Here is a 17387-nt window from a genome sequence, read left to right as displayed (position 1 = left end):
CAACCCATGGCAGGGTACGGATTCCGGGGGCTTACTGGATCGCGTGGATGTCGACCGCCTCCGCGAGCGCGTCGACGACCGTGCGCCACTCGTAGATCAGCCGGTTGAAGTCCAGGCCACGCAGGCGGCGCTTGTTGTTCTGCCGCAGCGCGTCGTCGAACGTGTCCAGCAGCGAGCCGGGCTCCAGCAGCCGCCACACGGTGAGGCGCAGCGCGTAGGCGAGGTCGCGGGCGATGACCCCGGCCGGGATGAGCAACTCCGGCATCCAGGCGTCGCGGCCACCGACCACGTTGTCGACGACAAGATCCAGTTCGTAGCGGTGCTCCGGCGCCGGCACCAGCACCGGCGGGACCACCCAACGCGCGAACTCCGGCCACCCGGGACGCGCCGCCAGATCGTGGGCCGGCCCGCCGCGCACGTAGGCGACCAGCGCGTCCGCCGACTCGAACAGCTGCAGGCGCCCGCCCGCCGCGAGGAACATCGGCTCCTCGTGCGTGCCACCGCCGCCGTCCCCGTCCGGCGCCAGCTCGATCCAGCGCAGCGTCACCCCCGCAGTCCCCCCGATCGCGATCTCCACCGGCTCGACCCGCGGATAACCGTGCCCGGACATCGGCACGGCGGCCGGCGGATAGGCCACGGTCTGCTGCCACGGAGGCGGCGGCCCGGGCTGCTGCCACCCGACCGGTGCCGTGGGAGAGGCGGGTCCCGTCCAGCCCTGCGGCGAGGGAGGGCCGTGCGGCACCTGGGCACCGGGGATCGGCGCCCAACCGGGTTGTGCGGAATAGGCCGATGGCGCCGGAGCGCCGGAGACCGGTGGCCGGCCGGGCTGGAGAGGAGGGGCCGGTGGCGCTGGAGCGCCGGGGACCGGCGGCCGGCCGGGCTGCGGATAGGGGACCGGTGGCGCTGGAGCGCCGGAGACCGGCGGCCGGCCGGGCTGCGGATAGGGGACCGGTGGCGCTGGAGCGCCGGGGACCGGCGGCCGGCCGGGCTGCTGGGGAAAGGCCGGTGGCGCCGCCGGTTCCGGCACCGATCCGCCGCCAGGCTGCGGAGGCGAGGCCGCCGGTGCCGGTGTCCAGCCAGACTGTGGCGGAAAACCGGAAGGCGGATGCGGGGGCGTCGACCATCCCCGCTGAGCAGATGTCCCGGGCGGCTGTCCGTGCGTCGGCCAGGTCTGCTGACCCGGCTGTCCCGGCCCGCCGGACATCGGAGTGTGCGGAGCCGGCGCCGGCCATCCCGGTGGAACCGGCGGGCCGGACACCGGCTGCTGGGGCGGCCAGGGCTGCGAATTCGGCGGCGTCGGTACGGGCGCGGGCCATCCGTGCGGAACCGGTGGGCCGGACACCGGGCCCTGCGCCGGTCCGCCGTGCCAGCCGGGCTGTGTCGGAGCACCGGCAGCCGGACCGGGTGGCACAGGGCCGTGAGCCGCGGGCACGCCCGAAACCGGCGGGGGCGCCGGGAAACCGGGTGGTGCGGAAGCGCCGGAGACCGGCATGCCGGGCGGCGCCGCCGGATAGCCGGCCGGTGCGGGGACGCCGGGTCGCGGCGGCCAGCCCGGGGACGGTGGCGGTGGGCCGGCGGCGCCGTGAAGGTGGACAGCCGCCAGCGCGCCCTGCGCCACCACCAGCTCCGGCTGTTCCGTGGCGATCGGCCACACACCGAACGCCCGATGCAGCAGCGACGCCACCAGCGGCACCCGGCTCGCGCCGCCGACCAGCAGCAGGCCGGACAGCGGCAGGCCGCCGGCGCGGGTGAGTGTCGCGCGGGTCAGCGCGACCGTACGCTCGAGCAGCGGTGCCGCCTCCGCCTCGAACTCGGGGCGGGCGATGCGGATCTCCGTCTCCAGCAGGGGCACGTAGAGCGGCGCGTCGTCGTGCCGGGAGAGCTGCTCCTTCGTGGCGCGGGCCGCCTGCCACAGCAGTGACCGGGAGCGCCGGTCGGCCATCGTGCGGGGCTGGTCGAGGCGGGACCACTCGGCCGGTGCCCGCGTGGCCAGCCGGCGCCGGGCGAGGCCGACGACCAGCGCGTCCAGGTCGAGGCCGCCCACGTCGACGAGCCCGTCCGACGCGGCGACCGCGAAACCGGCCGGGTCGGCGCGTACCACGCTGAGGTCGAAGGTTCCGGCGCCCAGGTCGTAGACGGCCAGGCCGTGGCCGGGTGGCACGGTGTGGCCGAGCGTGGCGGCGAAGAACGCGGCGGCGGCCAGCGGTTCGGGCAGCATCCGTACCGTGGGGAATCCGGCGAACGCGGCGGCGTCGGCGAGGACACGGACGCGGGCGGGGCCCCACGCGGCCGGGTGGGTGAGCGTGACCTGCCGCGGGCCGGCGCCGAGCACCCGGGTGGCCTCGGACGCGACGCGGTGCAGGACCGCGCCGATGGTGACGGCGACCGGCAGCTCGCGTCCGCCGAGCCACATCGTGCCGTCGTCGACGCGGCGTTTCGGGTGCGGCTCGAAGCCCTCGGGTGTGCCGGCGGCGGTGGCGGCCGCGTCCGCGCCGGTCAGGATGGTGCCGTCGGCCGCGGCGGCGACGGCGGAGTCGAGCAGCGGCGACGAGCCGAACAGCAGCGGCCGGGCCGCCTCGCCGGGGCGGGTGAACATCGCGACGGTGCTCGACGTTCCGAAGTCGACTCCCAGGTGCACCGGATGACTCTAGCCGGGCGGATGCTGGGCCCACAGCCAGCGCAGGTACGCCCGCAGTTCGCCGGTCGTGGCCAGCCAGCCGCGGTCCGCGTACGTGATGATCCGCGCGACCTCGCCGGGCAGCAGCCGGTACGCGTCCGCGCCGGTCTCCGGCACCGGCGTGTCCGGTGCGACCGCGACCGGCACCGGCCACATCGGCACCCTGAGCGCGGCCCGGTCCAGCGCCTTCAGCACCGTCAGATAGGCCCTGACCAGGTGGTACGGCGACACGACCAGCGCCAGGCTGCGAATCCCGAGCGCCGCGACCCGGTCCGCGATCCACTCCGCCTGCAACGCGGTGTTCGGTGCCGGTTCCGCCTGGACGTGCACGCCCTCCAGGCGACACAGTCCGAGCCCGCGCAGGTGGTCCAGGCTGAGTTCGTCGTAGGTGGCCTCGGCCGGGTTGCCGTTCGCGACCAGCAGCAGCCGCGGCCCCGGGTGCCGCTCCCAGAGCCGGATCGCGTGCGTGAGCCGCCACTCCTCGCCCTGCCCGCTCGGCACGACCAGCGCGTCCGCCCGCTCCGCCGCGGCCTGCGGCAGGCTGAGCACCCCGGTCATCGCCCGCATCACGTCGAGCATCCGCCCGGCCGGGATTCCGTCGAGGTCATCGTCCTGAACGATCCGCGGGGTGGTCACGCCGAGTCGCACCTGTGCTCCTGATCCTGTCGCGCCATCGATTCGCCGGGTGAACCGTTCGTGGTCCCGCACGTCATATGGCCCGGTACCTGGACGACCATCCGGCGAAGGAACAACAGATGTCCGAAATCTTGGTTATGGGCGCGACCGGCAGTGTCGGCGCCGCCACCACGTCCGCGCTGCTGGCCCGCGGGGCGAGCGTGCGCGCGCTGGTCCGCACGCCGGCCCGGGCCGCCGCGCTGCCGGTCGGCGTCCCGGCCGCGGTCGGCGACCTGCGCGACGGGGACGCGGTGCGTGCCGCGCTGACCGGCGTGAGCGCCGCACTGTACGTCACGCCGCACGACCCGGACGAGGAGCGGCTCGCCGAGACGTTCATCTCCGCGTGCGAGCGGCAGGGCGTGCGGCTGGTCTACTGCGGCCCGTTCCAGCGCGGCGCGACCCGGCTGCTCTACACGGCCTTCGCCCGCCACTATCGCGGCAAGATCCGGGTCGGGACGCGCGCGCACCGGTCGCCGGTCTGCGCGTTCGTGGGCGCGCCGACCAACTTCTACCAGAACGACGAGATCGTCCGCGCGGACATCCTGGCCGGTCGTTACCCGCTGCCCTCACACCCGCGCGGCGTGAACCGTATCGATCTGCGCGACGTCGGCGAGGTGCTGGCCCGCGCGCTGACCGGGCCGGACCTGCCGCGCTACCGCGGCCCGCTGGTCGGCCCGGCCTCGGTCAGCGGCCGGGAGGCGGCGGAGACCTGGTCGCGCGCGCTCGGGCGCGAGGTCGAGTACCGGGCCGGCGACGCGGAGTGGCGGGCCGCGCTGGCCCGCGGCCTGTCCGGCCAGAAGCTGGCGGACTTCACGAACACGTACCGGCTGATCTCCCGCATCGCGGTGCCCACGGCGCCGCGGGACGTGGCCGCGATCACGGAGTTGCTGGGCCGGCCGCCGCGCACGTACGAGGAGTACGTGCGGGACACCGCGCCCACCTGGTGACCGCCCGGTCGGGTGCAGGTCGTACAGGTAGGTGGAGGCGAAGTCGCCGTCCGGCTGGTCCTCCACCCAGCCGGCCGCGTGGTCGGGCGACAGGTACCGCTGCGCCGGACCGCACGGCCACCGCGTCGTAGGAACCTCCCGGTCCGTGCCCGCCGAACTCGTTCAGAGGTGGGGCCGGCCCGGGCGCGTAGGGGAGTGCCGGGAGGACCGCGGGCGGGCCCGGCGGGATTCACGCTTCGCCGACTCACGTCAATCATCGCGAGTGCCGCCTCCGTGGCTTCTGTCCTTGGGTGAGGCTTCACCTTCGATTCACCGATCCGGTCCGCGCCGATCCCTACGATGTTCCATCGATGCGCGTGCATATCATTGCCGCGCCGCACCGGAGGAGAAGCGTGTTGCTGTCATCGTGGATTCGGCGGTCGCTGACCGTCGCCGCAGGTGCCGTACTGCTCGCCGCGTCGGCCATGACGCCGGCCCATGCGGACGCCGGGGCGAACGCGGCGGACTGGGAGATCACCTCCAGCGGAGCGGAGGGAGACGCCCTCGCCGAGAGCATCTCCTACTGTTCCGGCAACTTCGCCCCGATCAGGGTCGTCAACAACCGGCTGGAGTGGGGCGCGGAGCAGACCTGCGAGAACCCCTCCGACCGCCCACACTGGATCGTCGTCAAGCTCGAAGAGACCTGCCCGCAGTCCTGGTGCATCGTCTTCAACACGGACGCGGAGGTGCGCAGCCCGGCCTGGGAGGAACTGACCCGTGTCGTGCGGGTCGCCGAGGCGGACACCTGTGTGGACAACGACCAGCGGAAGATCCGCGTGGTCGTCAACGCTTTCGCCCGGGGCGGCGCGGGCACCGCCACCGCCATTTCCGGCGAGGTGCTCCTCGACTGCGACGTTGACTGAGGAGTACGATTCGCCCCGTGGAATCGGCTCCGGTAATGGCAGCGCCTCCACAGACCGTGCACGATCGTGACGGCTTTCTGGTGTGGCACTCCGGATTCGTGCTGAGCCCCCACGGTGACCTCGTCACGCTCCTGGAGGTCTCCTCCAGGAGCGGACACGATTTCCTGACCGATCCGGCGTGGGACCTGATGGCGCGCGAGGAATTCCCCGTCCGCGCGACGGCGCGTGCCGGCGACGGGCCCGAAATCGCCGGATCGGTCAGCGAGAAAATCACCAAGCGGGGCGTCTTCGAGACCGTTCGTTTTCGCGGCTTCGGCACGCGCATTCCCGACGGTTCCGTCGCCGAGTTCGTGATCCTCCCGTTGGCGATCGAATTCACGGTCCCGTTGGACGGATTGCGGGCGCCCTAGCCTCGTAGCCGGCGGCGTCTGCTGGTCCACGGAGTGTCACGGCCTCGGCGTGGCCGCTCTGCGCCGCACCGGCCGCCAGGTCGACGGCGAGGTGCTGGCGCGCATCTGGCCGACCCACCACGAGAACGTGCACTTCTACGGCACCCACTCCGTCGACATCGGCGGCGAACTCGCCCAGCTTGACACCGACGGCTACCGGCCCCTGCGGATGGCCGAGACCGGCGGGGCGGGCAGCTGACCGTCCCTCACCAGCCACGTAGGACGTGTTCGGCGGACCGCCACCGGCCAGCGTCGTGGTCCGCCGAACACGCCCTCATGCACCGATCGACTCAGGAGACAGGCACCGTGAGAACGGCCGGGTCCCCGGTGCTCCAGAGGCCCCGGATGCGGCGGTTGCTGATCTGCCAGCCCTGCTCGGTGCGCCGGAAGGTGTCGTCATAGGTGCCGCCCAGCAGGAACTGCTCTCCACCCCGCACATGCTGGGCCGTCATCGTGGCGTGGGTGGTGGCGACGTCGCCGTCGATGCTGACCTCGATGTTGTGCACGGCGTGATGGGTCGCATCGAGCGACCCCAGGAAAGCCCGGGTGCCCTCGACGATCTCCGTACGCCCGCTGGCGGCCGCGTTGACGTAGTCGCCCTGGGCATCCTCGGTGTAGCCGGCCGCGAGCAGGTCCCAGTCCTTGCTGTCCATCGCGCGGGCGATCCGGTACAGCGTGTCGGTGATGGCGGCGCGGTCGAGCAGTTCCTGAACGTCGTTGCTGGGCATGAAGGTTCTCCTGGATCGGATCGGTGGGACGCTCCGACGCTAATACGGCACTGATCAGTGCCGCAATCGATGGTGCGTACCATCACGGGATGACCAGCACTCCCACGGCGGGCAAGGCCGGACGCCGGCGCGACCCTGAGAAAGACGCGCAGATCCTGCAGGCCACCCTCGACGTGCTCGCGGAGACGGACTACGCCGACGTCACCATCGAGTTGGTCGCGGCTCGGGCCGGAGCGGGAAGGCACACCATCTACCGCCGCTGGGAAGGCAAGGACGAGCTGATCCTGGCCGCCATCGCCTGCACCGACTCGGCCGACCTGGGCCCGGAGGGCCTGCCGGACACCGGCACACTGCGCTCGGACTTCCTGGCTCTGCTGGACCCGAACTGGATGGGCGGCAGCGAGCGGCGTCTGCGCATCCTGAGCAGTGTCTCGGCCATGATCACCCGCACTCCCGGGGCCGTGGACGCCGTGATCAAGGCAATCGTCGACCCGTCGACGGCCGCGTACCGGTTCCTGATCCAGCGGGCCGTCGATCGGGGCGAGTACGCCCCGCCGCACAGCCTTGACGCTCTGGCGCGGGTGATTCCGTCGATGGCGGCCTACCGCGCGTTCTTCATGCAGCAGGTCGTCGACGAGGAGTTCATGCTCTCGATCATCGACGGCGTCGTGCTGGCCGCACTTCGTGAACCATCCGCTGAGGAGCGATGCTGATCCACAGAAACATCTGGCCTCGACATGGCTTGCTTACGCCGCACCAGCCATGAGGTCGAGGACGAACTGCGTCAGCTCGCCGCCGCCAGCCACCGGTCGCGACGTCTCGCGGGATCGGGCACGGGCGAACGACCGGCCTGAACGGATCCGCCCTGCGACCGGACTGGGCGCGGGGCGAATCCGTTTGCGAGCACCGAGGCGGCGTCGGTTTTCGTCGGTGCTGGTCACCAGCTTTGCCGGGCCGTCACCTGATTTCGATCACTAAGCGGGCGGCCAGGCCGCCGGACACGACGGCGGAGACCCGCTGCATGGTGCGGCGCCACTGCGGGCGGGCGGTGAACTTCTCCGGCAGGATGCCCCACACCGGGGCCACCGTGGCGTCGACGGCCAGCCCGGCCCAGAATGAACACCCGCCCCGGATCAGCATCTGCGCGGTCCTACCCGCGCGCCGAGTTCCTGTTCAAGCAGGCGTCCAAGCTCCACGATCCGCACGGCGCCAGCTGCGCCACTCCGGGCTGACCCCCTGGCAGCTAAGGGCCGCAGCGCCTCCGAATTGCAGGCCAAGTCCCGCCACCGGCACCTGGCCACCCTCGGTATCTACGTCCGGCCCGGCTAGGAAACTTCCGCCCGCATCACCGCCGAGAACGACGAGCACCGCCGCTGACCTTGCCTCCCACCGACCGGGACCACGGAAAACGGCGCCCGGCAAACCGGCTGCCTTAAGGAAGTCGTCCCAGGTGATGCCCTAGATCAACTGCTTGCGTTGTTTTGGTCTGGAAACCACGGGCGGGCCTACCGAGCTCCGACAGTCCGGCCCCACAATGCCGCCGTGATTACGGTATTGCAATTTCCGATAATTCATTAATACCGACCGGCTCGCAGAAACGGACATAACGGGCGCCAGGCTCATCACACCATAATGACAGTTATGTTGTCCGGACCGCTGCGCATGGCTGACGGCCCGGACAGGGCATGCGGCGGTGATCGTTAGGGTTTTGTCGAACGACACTGCTTCTGCAGTTGCAGCGGTCACGAGACTTCAGTGAGCACGACGTGAAACTTCAGTGAGCATGCGTCAAGAATCTTCAGTGGTGTGTTTCCGACGGATGATCAAGCATCACTTCGGCTGGTTTTCTGAGCGCTCTCGGGCGGTCACGTTCACCGCGATGATCAGCGCAGCGTATTGACCGCCAGCCCGCGCTTACGGCTCGGAACCTTCTTGCCGGTGGTCCGCTGGTGCGGCTGGTGCGCTACTTGGAGAACTTCGCGTTCGCTGCCAGCCGGCCAGCTGCTGGGCTGGTGCCGTCGGGCTGACCGGTTACGCCGTCCGGCTGGCCCGGCGGGCGCCCAGCAGGAACGCCGGGTCCCGGTCGATGTTGTGCCGGTCCCGGTCGTAGCGGCGGGTCGTGCGCGGATCGGCGTGTCCCATGGCGTCCTGCACGTCCTCCAGCGGTACGCCGGCGTCGCGGGCGCCGGTGGCGAAGGCGTGCCGCAGCGAGTGCGGGGACAGCCGGCCCGCCGATGGGATACCGGCCTGGCCGGCCAGGCGGCGGATGGTCAGGAACACGTTCGGTTCGGCGAGTCGTCCGTCGCCGGCGGCGCCGGTGGTGGCGAACAACGGCCCGGTCAGCCGGTCGGTGCTCGTGCCGGCGCAGGCGGCCCGTGCGGTGAGGTACTCATCCAGCGCTTGCAGGGTGTGGGCTGGCAGCGGCCGTTCCCGGGGCAGGTTGCCTTTGCCGCGGTAGCGCAGGGTGCGATGCCCGGCGTTGTGGCTCAGGTCGTCGAGGTTACGGTCGAGGGCTTCGCTGATGCGCAGGCCGAGGTCGGCCAGTAACCGCAGCAGCGCCCGGTCGCGCAGCGCGGCCAGGTAGCGGGCGTGTCCGGTCGGTGTGCGGCCGGCGACCGGGGCCCGGCTGGCTGCCTGGGCGTCCGCGGCGGCCAGGAGCGCGTCGACCTCGGTCATGGTCAGCCCGGCGGTCGGCGACGTGTGCTGGTTGACCTTGGGCCGTTTCACGGTGGCGACCGGGTTGTGCCGCACCAGCCCGTCGCTGTTGGCGATCAGGTGGGTGTACCAGCTGGCGACCGCCGCTAGCGCCCGCGCGACGGTGCTGGCCGCCGCCGGCCGGCCGTCGTAGCCGTGCTGGGCGCGCCAGGTCCGGAACTGGCCCAGGTCGGTGGGCCGAACGGTCAGTGGGTCCAGTCGCTCGGTGGCGCACCAGTGCAGGAAGGTGCTCAGGTCGCGGCCGTAGGCCTTCTCGGTGTGCGGGGACTCTGCCTCCAGCAGCCATGCCGCGGTCAGCCGGCGCACCCCGTAGCGGGTGCCGTCGTCGGCGGGCAGCCCGGGCAGCGCGGCGACCAGCGTGGCGACGCGGTGCATCCGGTCCGCCAGCGCTGACTGGCGGGCTTGCCCGGGCACGGGGACATGCTGGCCGGTCGGCTGCAGGTCGGTCATGGTCGGACTCCCGCGGTCGGTGTGCGGAGGACTGGCGTCCGGTGCGCGCTGTGTCGCCCGTCGGGTGCCACGCGACCGCCCGGCGCTACGGCCAGCGGTTGTCGCCTTCCGCTGCGCCCGCAGCAACGGCGGTCCGCGCCGATTCCGGTGGCCGTCGCGGCGGGCTGGGCGGCATGCTGCGGCGACACGTCTGTGAGCATAGGAGACGGGTGCGGCGACCGTCCGGGCAGACGCTGCTGCCGCGTGTCTGCCCGACCGTTCCCGCGGTTCGCTGGCCGACGGCACGACAAAGCCGATGCCAAGGGCGGGCCGTCGGATGCGCGCCATCATGATCTCGGGCGCCGGGCCATGCGTCACGATCGCGGATGTGGGCAGGTGACCGTACCCGCTGCACGGTGCCCTATGACGGTGGTACGTCGCGGCAACCTGCTGGACTATCCCATCGCAGCATGTGTTGAACGGTACTTTCTCGGGCGGTGCGGCGTCGGCCGCACCGCCCGCCGGCCATGGATGGGACTCAAGGACCGTGCCATCACGCCAGGCGACGCGTCGAGCGTCGTAACCGCGCGAACAGGGTGTTTCAGCGCTGACCGAGCGGGCTGCCCGCGACAGCCGCCGGCTCAGTTGGTGGGCAGGCGCCGAATGGCGATTATGCAGGTGTCGTCGTCGGGGTTGGCCCGGTCGAGCTGGCCGAGGATGTCGGCCAGGGGTTGGCGGGTGCCGCTGCCGGTGATCCGGTTGAGGGTGGTGGTGACCGGGGCGAGGCCGTCAGCGAGTGACCGGCCGCGGCGTTCGATCAGCCCGTCGGTGTAGAACAACAGCACGTCGTCGGGGCCGATCGTGGTCGTGGCGGTGGCGTAGGTGGCGTCGGGTGCAGCGCCGAGCAGGATGCCGCGAGGGCGGTCCAGTTCAGTGGTGGTGCCGGCGCGACTGTGCAGCGGGGCGGGATGGCCGGCTTGGGCCCACTGCAAGGTGCAGGTCTCCGGATGATAGCGGGCGATCACGGCAGTGGCGGCGTCAGCAGCAGGCCCGCCACGGCGCACCAGCCGGTTGAGGTAGGCCAGCAGCTGGGCGGGGTCGGTGGTGGTCAGGGCGGTCAGCGCGGCGAGGGCCTGGCGCAGTTGGACCATGGTGGCGGCAGCGTGGATGCCGTGCCCGGTCACGTCCCCGACGGCGAGGACCACCGTGCCGTCGGCGGCGGCCTCGGCGTGGAACCAGTCCCCGCCGACATGACTGGCCTGCTCGGCGGGCAGATAGCGCACCGCCACCCGCAGCCCGGCCAGGTCGAACGGCTCGGCGGGCACGGGCAGGATGATCTGCTGCAGCCGGACGGCGAGCTGATGTTCCGCGGCCAGCTCGTGCTGACGGTCGCGCAGCAGCTGTTCCACCTGGGCCAGGCGCGCGCGGCCGGCTTCCACGGCGGTGACATCCTGCACGATGCCGTACACCTTCAACGGCCGGCCCTGCACGTCACGGACGGCGTCGACGATGGTGCGCAGATGTTTGACCCGGCCGGCGATACTCACCCGGTAGATGACATCGACGGTGTCGCCGCGGCCGAACGCCTCGGCGGCCTGCCGGCGGATCGGTTCGTCCTCGGGCACGGTCAGCGCGTTCTGTTCCTCGCTGGGCATCGGTCCGAGCGCGGGATCTCTGCCGTAGATACGGTACAGCTCGTCCGACCAGGTGATCTGGCCGGTGACCAGGTCGGCTTCGCCCCAGCCGAGGTTGCCCAGAGCTCGCCCGCATGTCCAGCGACCTCAACACCCTCGTCGGCGGCTTCCGGTACTGACCGCCCGCACGAAACGGAGGAAGGACTCTGTCATGGCCTCGATCCTCGTCGCCGAGGACGATGACGACGTCCGCATGGTGGTCATGGCCGGTCTGCACCGCGCCGGCCACAGCTGCACCGCCGCGGCCAACGGCCACGCGGCCTGGGAGGCGGCAGCGGCGCAGACACCCGACCTGCTCGTCAGCGACATCGACATGCCGGTCATGGACGGGTTGTCACTGTGCGCCAAGCTGCGCTCCGACCCGCGACTCGCACGGGTGCCGGTCATCCTGATGAGTGGTTCGATCATCCCCGGCGACGAACGGATGGTCCGGGTAGACGCGACCAGCTGCCTCCGCAAGCCGTTCACCCTCACCGAACTGAGAAACTGCGTCGCACGGGCCCTCACGGCCGGGCACCAGCCGGGCACGACATCTACGTGCAGCTGACCATGCGCGGTGGCGGACGCCCGCTCGACCAAGGCTACGGGCGAGCGGCGATGTGACGTGGCGGCGTGGTCAGCTCTCGTTCGTGGCCAGGAACGCCCGGATCCGGTGGGTGATGTCGGGCCAGTCGGCGCCGAGCCAGACGAAGTGGCTGTCCGCCATGCTGGGCACCAGGACCGCACGCTGGATGGAGGCGGCCAGGGCACGGGCGTGGATGTAGGGAACCCCACCGTCGGTGGGGGTGGCGATGACGAGGGTGGGCTGGACGATCCGGTCGGTGATATCCGGTACGGGGCGTAGGTCGTTGACGAAACCCCGGCTCGAGCGCATGCGGGCGAACAGGTCTAGCAGCTCCGCGCGGGCGCTGGCGTCCAGCGCGGCCAGCACCTGCCCGGCCGGCCGGGTGGACAGGCGTCCCAGCATGAGCCGCAGACAGGTGTCCGGGGCGAGCCGCGCGAGCGTGTGGACGGCGGCCCAGGTCAGCCGTTCCACCGGGAAGGCGAACGCGACGTGCGCGCCGAGCCGGGTGCCGAGGTCCGGGTACGGCAGGAACCCGACGGCGCTGACGAGGATCAGGCGTGCCACGAGATCGGGATGCCGGGCGGCCATCGTCGCCGCGACCGGCCCGCCGCCGGAGACACCGACCACGGCCGCGACCCGCGTGATATCGAGCCGGGCGCATAGATCCCGGACCACATCGGTGTACGCGCCGACCGACCGGCCGGTGGACACCGGCGTGCGGCCGTAACCGGGGCGTGACGGCGCCAGGATGCTGTAGCCGGCGCCGGCGTAGACGTCCTCGCCCATCGCCAGCCCGGCCCGCGCATGCCCGCCGTGAAACACCAGCACGACCTCTACGCCTCGTCGTTCCAGCCGGTACTCGACCTCGCCGTCAGGGAGAAGGATGGTATGAGTCGGTCGGTGCAGGTCCGGCATGACAGTCTCCGGTCGTGGCGTCGCGTCATCGAACGCCGACCAGACTTCCCGGCACACCTGCCCCTCACCGTAGCGTGGCGTCCTGCCACCGGCCGCCCGGGCGGCGGTCGGTCGTGCGCGACACGGGTGCCACACCGCACAGCCGGACGGCCCGCCGCACGCCGGCCGGGACGTCGGTGAGCTGCGTCGTGACAAGGCACACCCGGCTGGTCTACTGTGCACGGCAATCGATGTCGTCTAGTGGTGTGCCGGGAAGTCTGGTCGGCGTCGGAGTTCCCATGCGCGCGGTCACGATGATGAGAGCGATCTTCGTCTGCGGTGCGGTATGTCCGCTGCTGCTGCTCGCCGGGCTGTGCTGGGCCGGCGCGACCCGAGACGACTATGACCAGATGCGTCATGGCGTCAGCCAGCTCACCTTGGGTGACGGCGGCATGATGATCCGCCTGCTGTTCGCGATCTGCGGGGCGCTGCTGCTGGCGGCGGTGCTGATGACCGGCCGCCGGCCCGTGTCGGGACCGGTATGGCAGTGGCGTCTGCTGGGTGTGGTGGCGGTAGGCCTGGTCGTCGCGGGGGTGTTTCCGACGGATCCGGCCCTGGGATACCCGCCCGGCGCCCCGGAAGCGATCAGCGCGGCCGGTGCGGCACACCAGGTGGGCGGCACGATGCTGTTCGTCGGGACGATCGCCGCGGCCGTCGTCGCCGCCCGCAACGCGCGGCGACACGGCCGCCTCCGGTGGGCGACCGTGTGCGTGGTAGTGGCCTGGGCGGTGACAGGGCTGGCGGTCGCGGCCGGGGTGGTGTTCCGGCTGATGCAGCGCGACGTTATCGGCACCGGGCCGGCCGGGCTGCTGGAACTGCTGTCGATGGCGTGCGGACTGTGCTGGGTCAGCGCCGCCATGCTGCGCGACAGGTCGTCGTGGGCGTACGCTGACGGCCGGTGAGCCGGGAAGTCTGGTCGGCGCGACATTTTGCGTGCGACGAAGGGCTCACCCATGAAGGTTCTGATGCTGACGCTGGGCACCCGCGGCGATGTGCAGCCGTTCATCGCCCTCGCCCACCACCTGCGGCACCGCGGTCACGAGGCGCTCGTCGCGGCACCTGCGCGGTTCGCCGCACTGGCCGCCGTCCACGCCGTGCCCTTCGCTGTGCTCGACGACGGGCCGCTGCGGGTGCTGGACGACGGTTCGGGCGTCGAGGACGTCGCCAAGGGCGGGATCCGGGGGAAGGCGGCGCTCATGCGGCGGATGCCGGCGATGTTCGGCCGGGTCCTCGACGACTGCTGGCAGGTGGCCTCGGCCGGCGAGGGTGCCGGCGCGGACGTGGTCGTGCACAACGGTCAGGTGATCGCCGGGCAGCACGTGGCCGAGAAACTCGGCGTGCCCGCGGTTCTGGGGCTGCCGTTGCCGATGTACGTGCCGACCCGTGAGTTCCCGTGGCCGGGCCAGGACGTCTCGGATCGGCTGCCTGGTTGGCTGAACCGGGCCACCTACGTCGGGATGCAGGCGCCGGCGTTGATGTTCGGCCGGACCGTCGACCGGTGGCGTGCCGGGCTGGGCCTGCCGCGGCGGCGTGGCCGGCACGATCCGGCGCGGCGCCCGGACGGCGGGCCGGCGCCGGTGCTGCACGCGGTCAGCCCGGCGGTCCTGCCGCGACCGGCGGACTGGCCCGCCACGGCGCGGGTCACCGGCTACTGGTTCACCCCACCGGCCGCCACCACCGTCGGCGGGACTGTCGAACCACATGTGCGGGCGCTGCTGGACGGCCGGCAGGCGCCGGTGTTCGTCGGGTTCGGCAGCATGGCCGGCCCGGCTCCGGCCGCCGTCACCCGTACCGTGCTGGAGGCCCTCGACCTGGCCGGGGTACCCGGGATCGTGGCCGGCGGCTGGGGCGGCTTGCAACGGTTCGTCTCCGACCGGCATGCGTTCGTCGCCGGTGATGTGCCGCACGAGGTGGTGTTCCCGCGGTGCGCGGTGATCGTCCATCACGGCGGTGCCGGGACGACCGCGGCCGCCGCGCGTGCCGGTGTCCCGCAGGTGATCTGCCCGTTCGTGGCCGACCAGCCGTTCTGGGGCCGGCGCATGCACCGGCTCGGTGTCGCCCCGCCACCGGTGCCGCAGACCCGCCTGGACGCGGCCGCGCTCGGCGCCGCGATCCGGCAGGCGGCCCGGGACGCGGGGATGGCGGAGGCGGCGCGGCTGCTCGGCGAGCGGATCCGGGCGGAGAACGGTGCCGCGGACGCTGTCGACGCATTGGAGCGGGTCGTGGGCGTGCGCCGGTGATCTGTGCCGCTGCACCGGCCGGCCGGTCACGGTAGGTTGGGGGCAGGTGTGCCGGGAAGGCTGGTCGGCGATGGGTTTCGTCGTGCCTTCCTGAGGGAGTCTCATGTCCGGTGTGCCGCCACGTCCCGCCCGTCACCTGTTCGGCCGCCGCAGCTGGCCCGAGGCCCGGCGGATCGCCGAGATCCTGCGCGCGGAGACAGTCGGCGGCGCGCTGCTGCTGGGCGCGGCCGTGCTGGCGCTGCTGTGGGCGAACTCGCCCTGGTCGGAGGCGTACCGGACGCTGAGCGAGGTCACGATCGGCCCGCACGCGCTGCACCTGGACCTCACGCTGGCGCAGTGGGCGGCGGACGGGCTGCTGGCGATCTTCTTCTTCGTCGCCGGGCTGGAACTCAAACGCGAGTTCGTCGCCGGTGACCTGCGCGACCCGCGCCGCGCCGTCATGCCGATCGCGGCCGCGGTCGGCGGCATGGCCGTACCCGCGCTTATCTACACCGCGATCAACGCGACCACGGACGGTGGCGCGCTGTCCGGCTGGGCGGTGCCGACCGCGACCGACATCGCGTTCGCGCTCGCGGTCCTCGCCGTGGTCGGTTCGCATCTGCCGGCCGCGCTGCGCACGTTCCTGCTCACCCTCGCGGTCGTCGACGACCTGCTCGCCATCCTGATCATCGCGGTGTTCTACACCAGCTCGCTTCAGCTGCTGCCGCTGGCGGCGGCGCTGGTCCCGCTGGGGCTGTTCGGGTTCCTGGTGCAGCGCCGGGTCCGCTCCTGGTGGCTGCTGCTGCCGCTGGCCGCCGCCGCGTGGGCGCTGGTGCACGCCTCCGGCGTCCACGCCACCGTCGCCGGCGTCCTGCTGGGCTTCCTCGTCCCGGTCGTGCGCCGGGCCGGCGGCGACGGTCCGGGGCTGGCCGAGCACTTCGAGCACCGGTGGCGGCCGCTCTCCGCGGGCGTGGCGGTGCCGGCCTTCGCGTTCTTCGCCGCCGGCGTCTCGGTCGCCGGCGCGGGCGGACTCGGCGCGACCATGCGCGACCCGGTCACTATCGGCATCGTCGTGGGGCTGGTGGCCGGCAAGGCGGTGGGCGTGCTCGGCGCGACCTGGCTGGTGCAGCGGTTCACCCGCTCCACGCTCGGCGACCAGCTCGGCTGGTGGGACGTGCTGGGCCTGTCGCTGCTGGCCGGGATCGGCTTCACGGTGTCGCTGCTGATCGGTGAGCTGGCATTCGGGGCCGGCAGCGTGAAGGACGAGCACGCCCGGATCGGCATCCTGGCCGGCTCGTTCCTCTCGGCGCTGCTGGCGACCGTGGTGCTGCGCGTACGGAACCGGCACCACCGGCGACTGCACGAGATCGAGGAACGCGACGCCGACGCCGACGGTGTCCCGGACGTGTACCAGGGCGAGTCGCGGTCCTGACACTTCCCCGCCGGTGCGGGCGGGAGTACGGTGAGCAACAGGTGTGCCGGGAAGTCTGGTCGGCGGTCATGATCCGCTTGCGACCGAAGGGCTTCCTCCGATGGACGAGTCCGTGCTGCGCACCATCAACCTCACCAAACGGTACGGCCGGCTGACCGCCGTCGACGACCTCTCCCTCGACGTCGGCGCCGGTGAGGTCTTCGGCTTCCTCGGCCCCAACGGCGCCGGGAAATCCACCACGATCCGCATGATCCTCGGCCTGGCCCGCCCGACCGCCGGACGGGCACTGATCGCCGGCGTCGACGCGGCCGACGTCGCCCGCGCGCACCGGCACCTGGCGTACGTGCCGGCTGACGTGGCGCTGTGGCCGCAGCTGACCGGCGCGGAGATCCTGCACCTGCTGGCCCGCACCGGCCCGGGCACCGACATCGCCTACCGCGACGCCCTGGTCGAACGGTTCGATCTGGACCCGTCCCGGCCGGCGCGTACCTACTCCACCGGCAACCGGCAGAAGGTCGCGCTGGTCGCCGCGTTCGCCACCCGCGCTCCGCTGCTGGTGCTGGACGAGCCGACCAGCGGCCTGGACCCGCTGATGGAGCAGCAGTTCCGGGCCGCGGTCGCCGAGGCGCGCGGGCGCGGGCAGAGCGTCTTTCTCAGCTCGCACCAGCTCGCCGAGGTCGAGGCGGTCTGCGACCGGGTCGCCATCCTGCGCGCCGGCCGGCTCGCCGACGTCTCCACGATCAGCGACCTACGAGGTCTGCATCGGTCCGAAGTGACAATCAACTACACCGGCAGCGCACCCGATCTGAGCATGATCCCCGGCGTCGAGACGATCGAGGCGGCCGGAGAACGACGGCTGCGGTTCACCCTGACCGGCCAGCCCGCTCCCGCGCTGCGGGCGCTCGCCGCCGCAGAGGTCACCGCCCTGACCATGCGGGAGCCCAGCCTGGAGGAGATCTTCCTCGACTACTACGGGACGGGGACGGCCCGATGAGCCTCAG

The 17387-nt window shown here is 72.2% G+C and carries 17 protein-coding genes; 10 read left to right on the top strand and 7 right to left on the bottom strand.

What is annotated here, in order from left to right; genetic code table 11:
* Positions 1–31: 31 nt before the first annotated feature.
* Both J2S41_RS14055 and J2S41_RS14050 read right to left on the bottom strand, forming a co-directional pair.
* Positions 32–2638 (bottom strand): Hsp70 family protein, encoded by a 2607-nt coding sequence (locus J2S41_RS14055; protein ID WP_310367760.1) that lies wholly within the window; start codon positions 2636–2638, stop codon positions 32–34.
* Between the two features lie 9 nt (positions 2639–2647).
* Entirely contained in the window at positions 2648–3256 is a 609-nt protein-coding gene (locus J2S41_RS14050; protein WP_310376380.1) for a YdcF family protein, read from the bottom strand.
* Between the two features lie 176 nt (positions 3257–3432).
* On the opposite strand from J2S41_RS14050, the gene J2S41_RS14045 reads away from it, so the two are divergent.
* The 4 genes from J2S41_RS14045 to J2S41_RS14030 all read left to right on the top strand — a co-directional run bounded on the left by J2S41_RS14045 (position 3433) and on the right by J2S41_RS14030 (position 5849).
* Complete coding sequence (locus tag J2S41_RS14045; RefSeq protein ID WP_310367758.1) at positions 3433–4299, top strand: SDR family oxidoreductase; 867 nt, start codon at positions 3433–3435, stop codon at positions 4297–4299.
* Positions 4300–4691: 392 nt separating this feature from the next.
* On the top strand, positions 4692–5201 hold the full coding sequence (locus tag J2S41_RS14040) for a hypothetical protein (protein WP_310367756.1): 510 nt from the start codon (positions 4692–4694) through the stop codon (positions 5199–5201).
* A gap of 17 nt (positions 5202–5218) precedes the next feature.
* On the top strand, positions 5219–5611 hold the full coding sequence (locus J2S41_RS14035; RefSeq protein ID WP_310367754.1) for a hypothetical protein: 393 nt from the start codon (positions 5219–5221) through the stop codon (positions 5609–5611).
* A gap of 49 nt (positions 5612–5660) precedes the next feature.
* On the top strand, positions 5661–5849 hold the full coding sequence (locus J2S41_RS14030) for a hypothetical protein (RefSeq protein WP_310367751.1): 189 nt from the start codon (positions 5661–5663) through the stop codon (positions 5847–5849).
* Positions 5850–5940: 91 nt separating this feature from the next.
* Here the strand turns inward: J2S41_RS14030 and J2S41_RS14025 are convergent, their stop codons facing one another.
* The gene (locus J2S41_RS14025; RefSeq protein ID WP_310367750.1) at positions 5941–6378 is read right to left on the bottom strand and encodes a nuclear transport factor 2 family protein; all 438 of its coding nucleotides are present in this window, start codon (positions 6376–6378) and stop codon (positions 5941–5943) included.
* Positions 6379–6401: 23 nt separating this feature from the next.
* On the opposite strand from J2S41_RS14025, the gene J2S41_RS14020 reads away from it, so the two are divergent.
* The gene (locus J2S41_RS14020; RefSeq protein WP_310367747.1) at positions 6402–7091 is read left to right on the top strand and encodes a TetR/AcrR family transcriptional regulator; all 690 of its coding nucleotides are present in this window, start codon (positions 6402–6404) and stop codon (positions 7089–7091) included.
* A 244-nt stretch (positions 7092–7335) separates the two neighbouring features.
* Here J2S41_RS14020 and J2S41_RS14015 read toward each other — a convergent pair whose 3' ends face one another.
* The 3 genes from J2S41_RS14015 to J2S41_RS14005 all read right to left on the bottom strand — a co-directional run bounded on the left by J2S41_RS14015 (position 7336) and on the right by J2S41_RS14005 (position 11177).
* Positions 7336–7518 (bottom strand): hypothetical protein, encoded by a 183-nt coding sequence (locus J2S41_RS14015; protein WP_310367744.1) that lies wholly within the window; start codon positions 7516–7518, stop codon positions 7336–7338.
* An 891-nt stretch (positions 7519–8409) separates the two neighbouring features.
* Positions 8410–9543, bottom strand: a complete 1134-nt coding sequence (locus J2S41_RS14010; protein ID WP_310367741.1) for a tyrosine-type recombinase/integrase — start codon at positions 9541–9543, stop codon at positions 8410–8412.
* Positions 9544–10163: 620 nt separating this feature from the next.
* Positions 10164–11177, bottom strand: a complete 1014-nt coding sequence (locus tag J2S41_RS14005; protein WP_310367739.1) for a PP2C family protein-serine/threonine phosphatase — start codon at positions 11175–11177, stop codon at positions 10164–10166.
* 190 nt (positions 11178–11367) lie between these two features.
* Here J2S41_RS14005 and J2S41_RS14000 point away from each other — a divergent pair, with 190 nt between their 5' ends.
* Entirely contained in the window at positions 11368–11763 is a 396-nt protein-coding gene (locus J2S41_RS14000) for a response regulator (protein WP_310367736.1), read from the top strand.
* 69 nt (positions 11764–11832) lie between these two features.
* On the opposite strand, the gene J2S41_RS13995 is transcribed toward J2S41_RS14000, so the two are convergent.
* Positions 11833–12609: an alpha/beta fold hydrolase gene (locus J2S41_RS13995; protein ID WP_310367734.1), complete on the bottom strand. Its 777-nt coding sequence runs from the start codon at positions 12607–12609 to the stop codon at positions 11833–11835.
* A 365-nt stretch (positions 12610–12974) separates the two neighbouring features.
* Between J2S41_RS13995 and J2S41_RS13990 the strand changes: the two genes are divergently transcribed.
* From J2S41_RS13990 to J2S41_RS13975, 4 genes are all read left to right on the top strand, one after another.
* Complete coding sequence (locus J2S41_RS13990) at positions 12975–13637, top strand: DUF998 domain-containing protein (protein WP_310367732.1); 663 nt, start codon at positions 12975–12977, stop codon at positions 13635–13637.
* Between the two features lie 51 nt (positions 13638–13688).
* Positions 13689–14975, top strand: coding sequence for a glycosyltransferase (locus tag J2S41_RS13985; protein ID WP_310367729.1), 1287 nt, complete (start codon positions 13689–13691; stop codon positions 14973–14975).
* A gap of 103 nt (positions 14976–15078) precedes the next feature.
* Positions 15079–16386, top strand: coding sequence for a Na+/H+ antiporter NhaA (gene nhaA, locus J2S41_RS13980; RefSeq protein ID WP_310367727.1), 1308 nt, complete (start codon positions 15079–15081; stop codon positions 16384–16386).
* A 100-nt stretch (positions 16387–16486) separates the two neighbouring features.
* A complete protein-coding gene (locus tag J2S41_RS13975) occupies positions 16487–17380 on the top strand; it encodes an ABC transporter ATP-binding protein (protein ID WP_310367724.1) in 894 nt (297 codons plus the stop codon).
* Positions 17381–17387 lie beyond the last annotated feature (7 nt).

The organism is Catenuloplanes atrovinosus (assembly GCF_031458235.1).
Taxonomy (GTDB): Bacteria; Actinomycetota; Actinomycetes; order Mycobacteriales; family Micromonosporaceae; genus Catenuloplanes; species Catenuloplanes atrovinosus.
The sequence above is the reverse complement of the archived record's forward strand: the minus strand, read 5'-3'. Positions and strand labels throughout refer to the sequence as shown.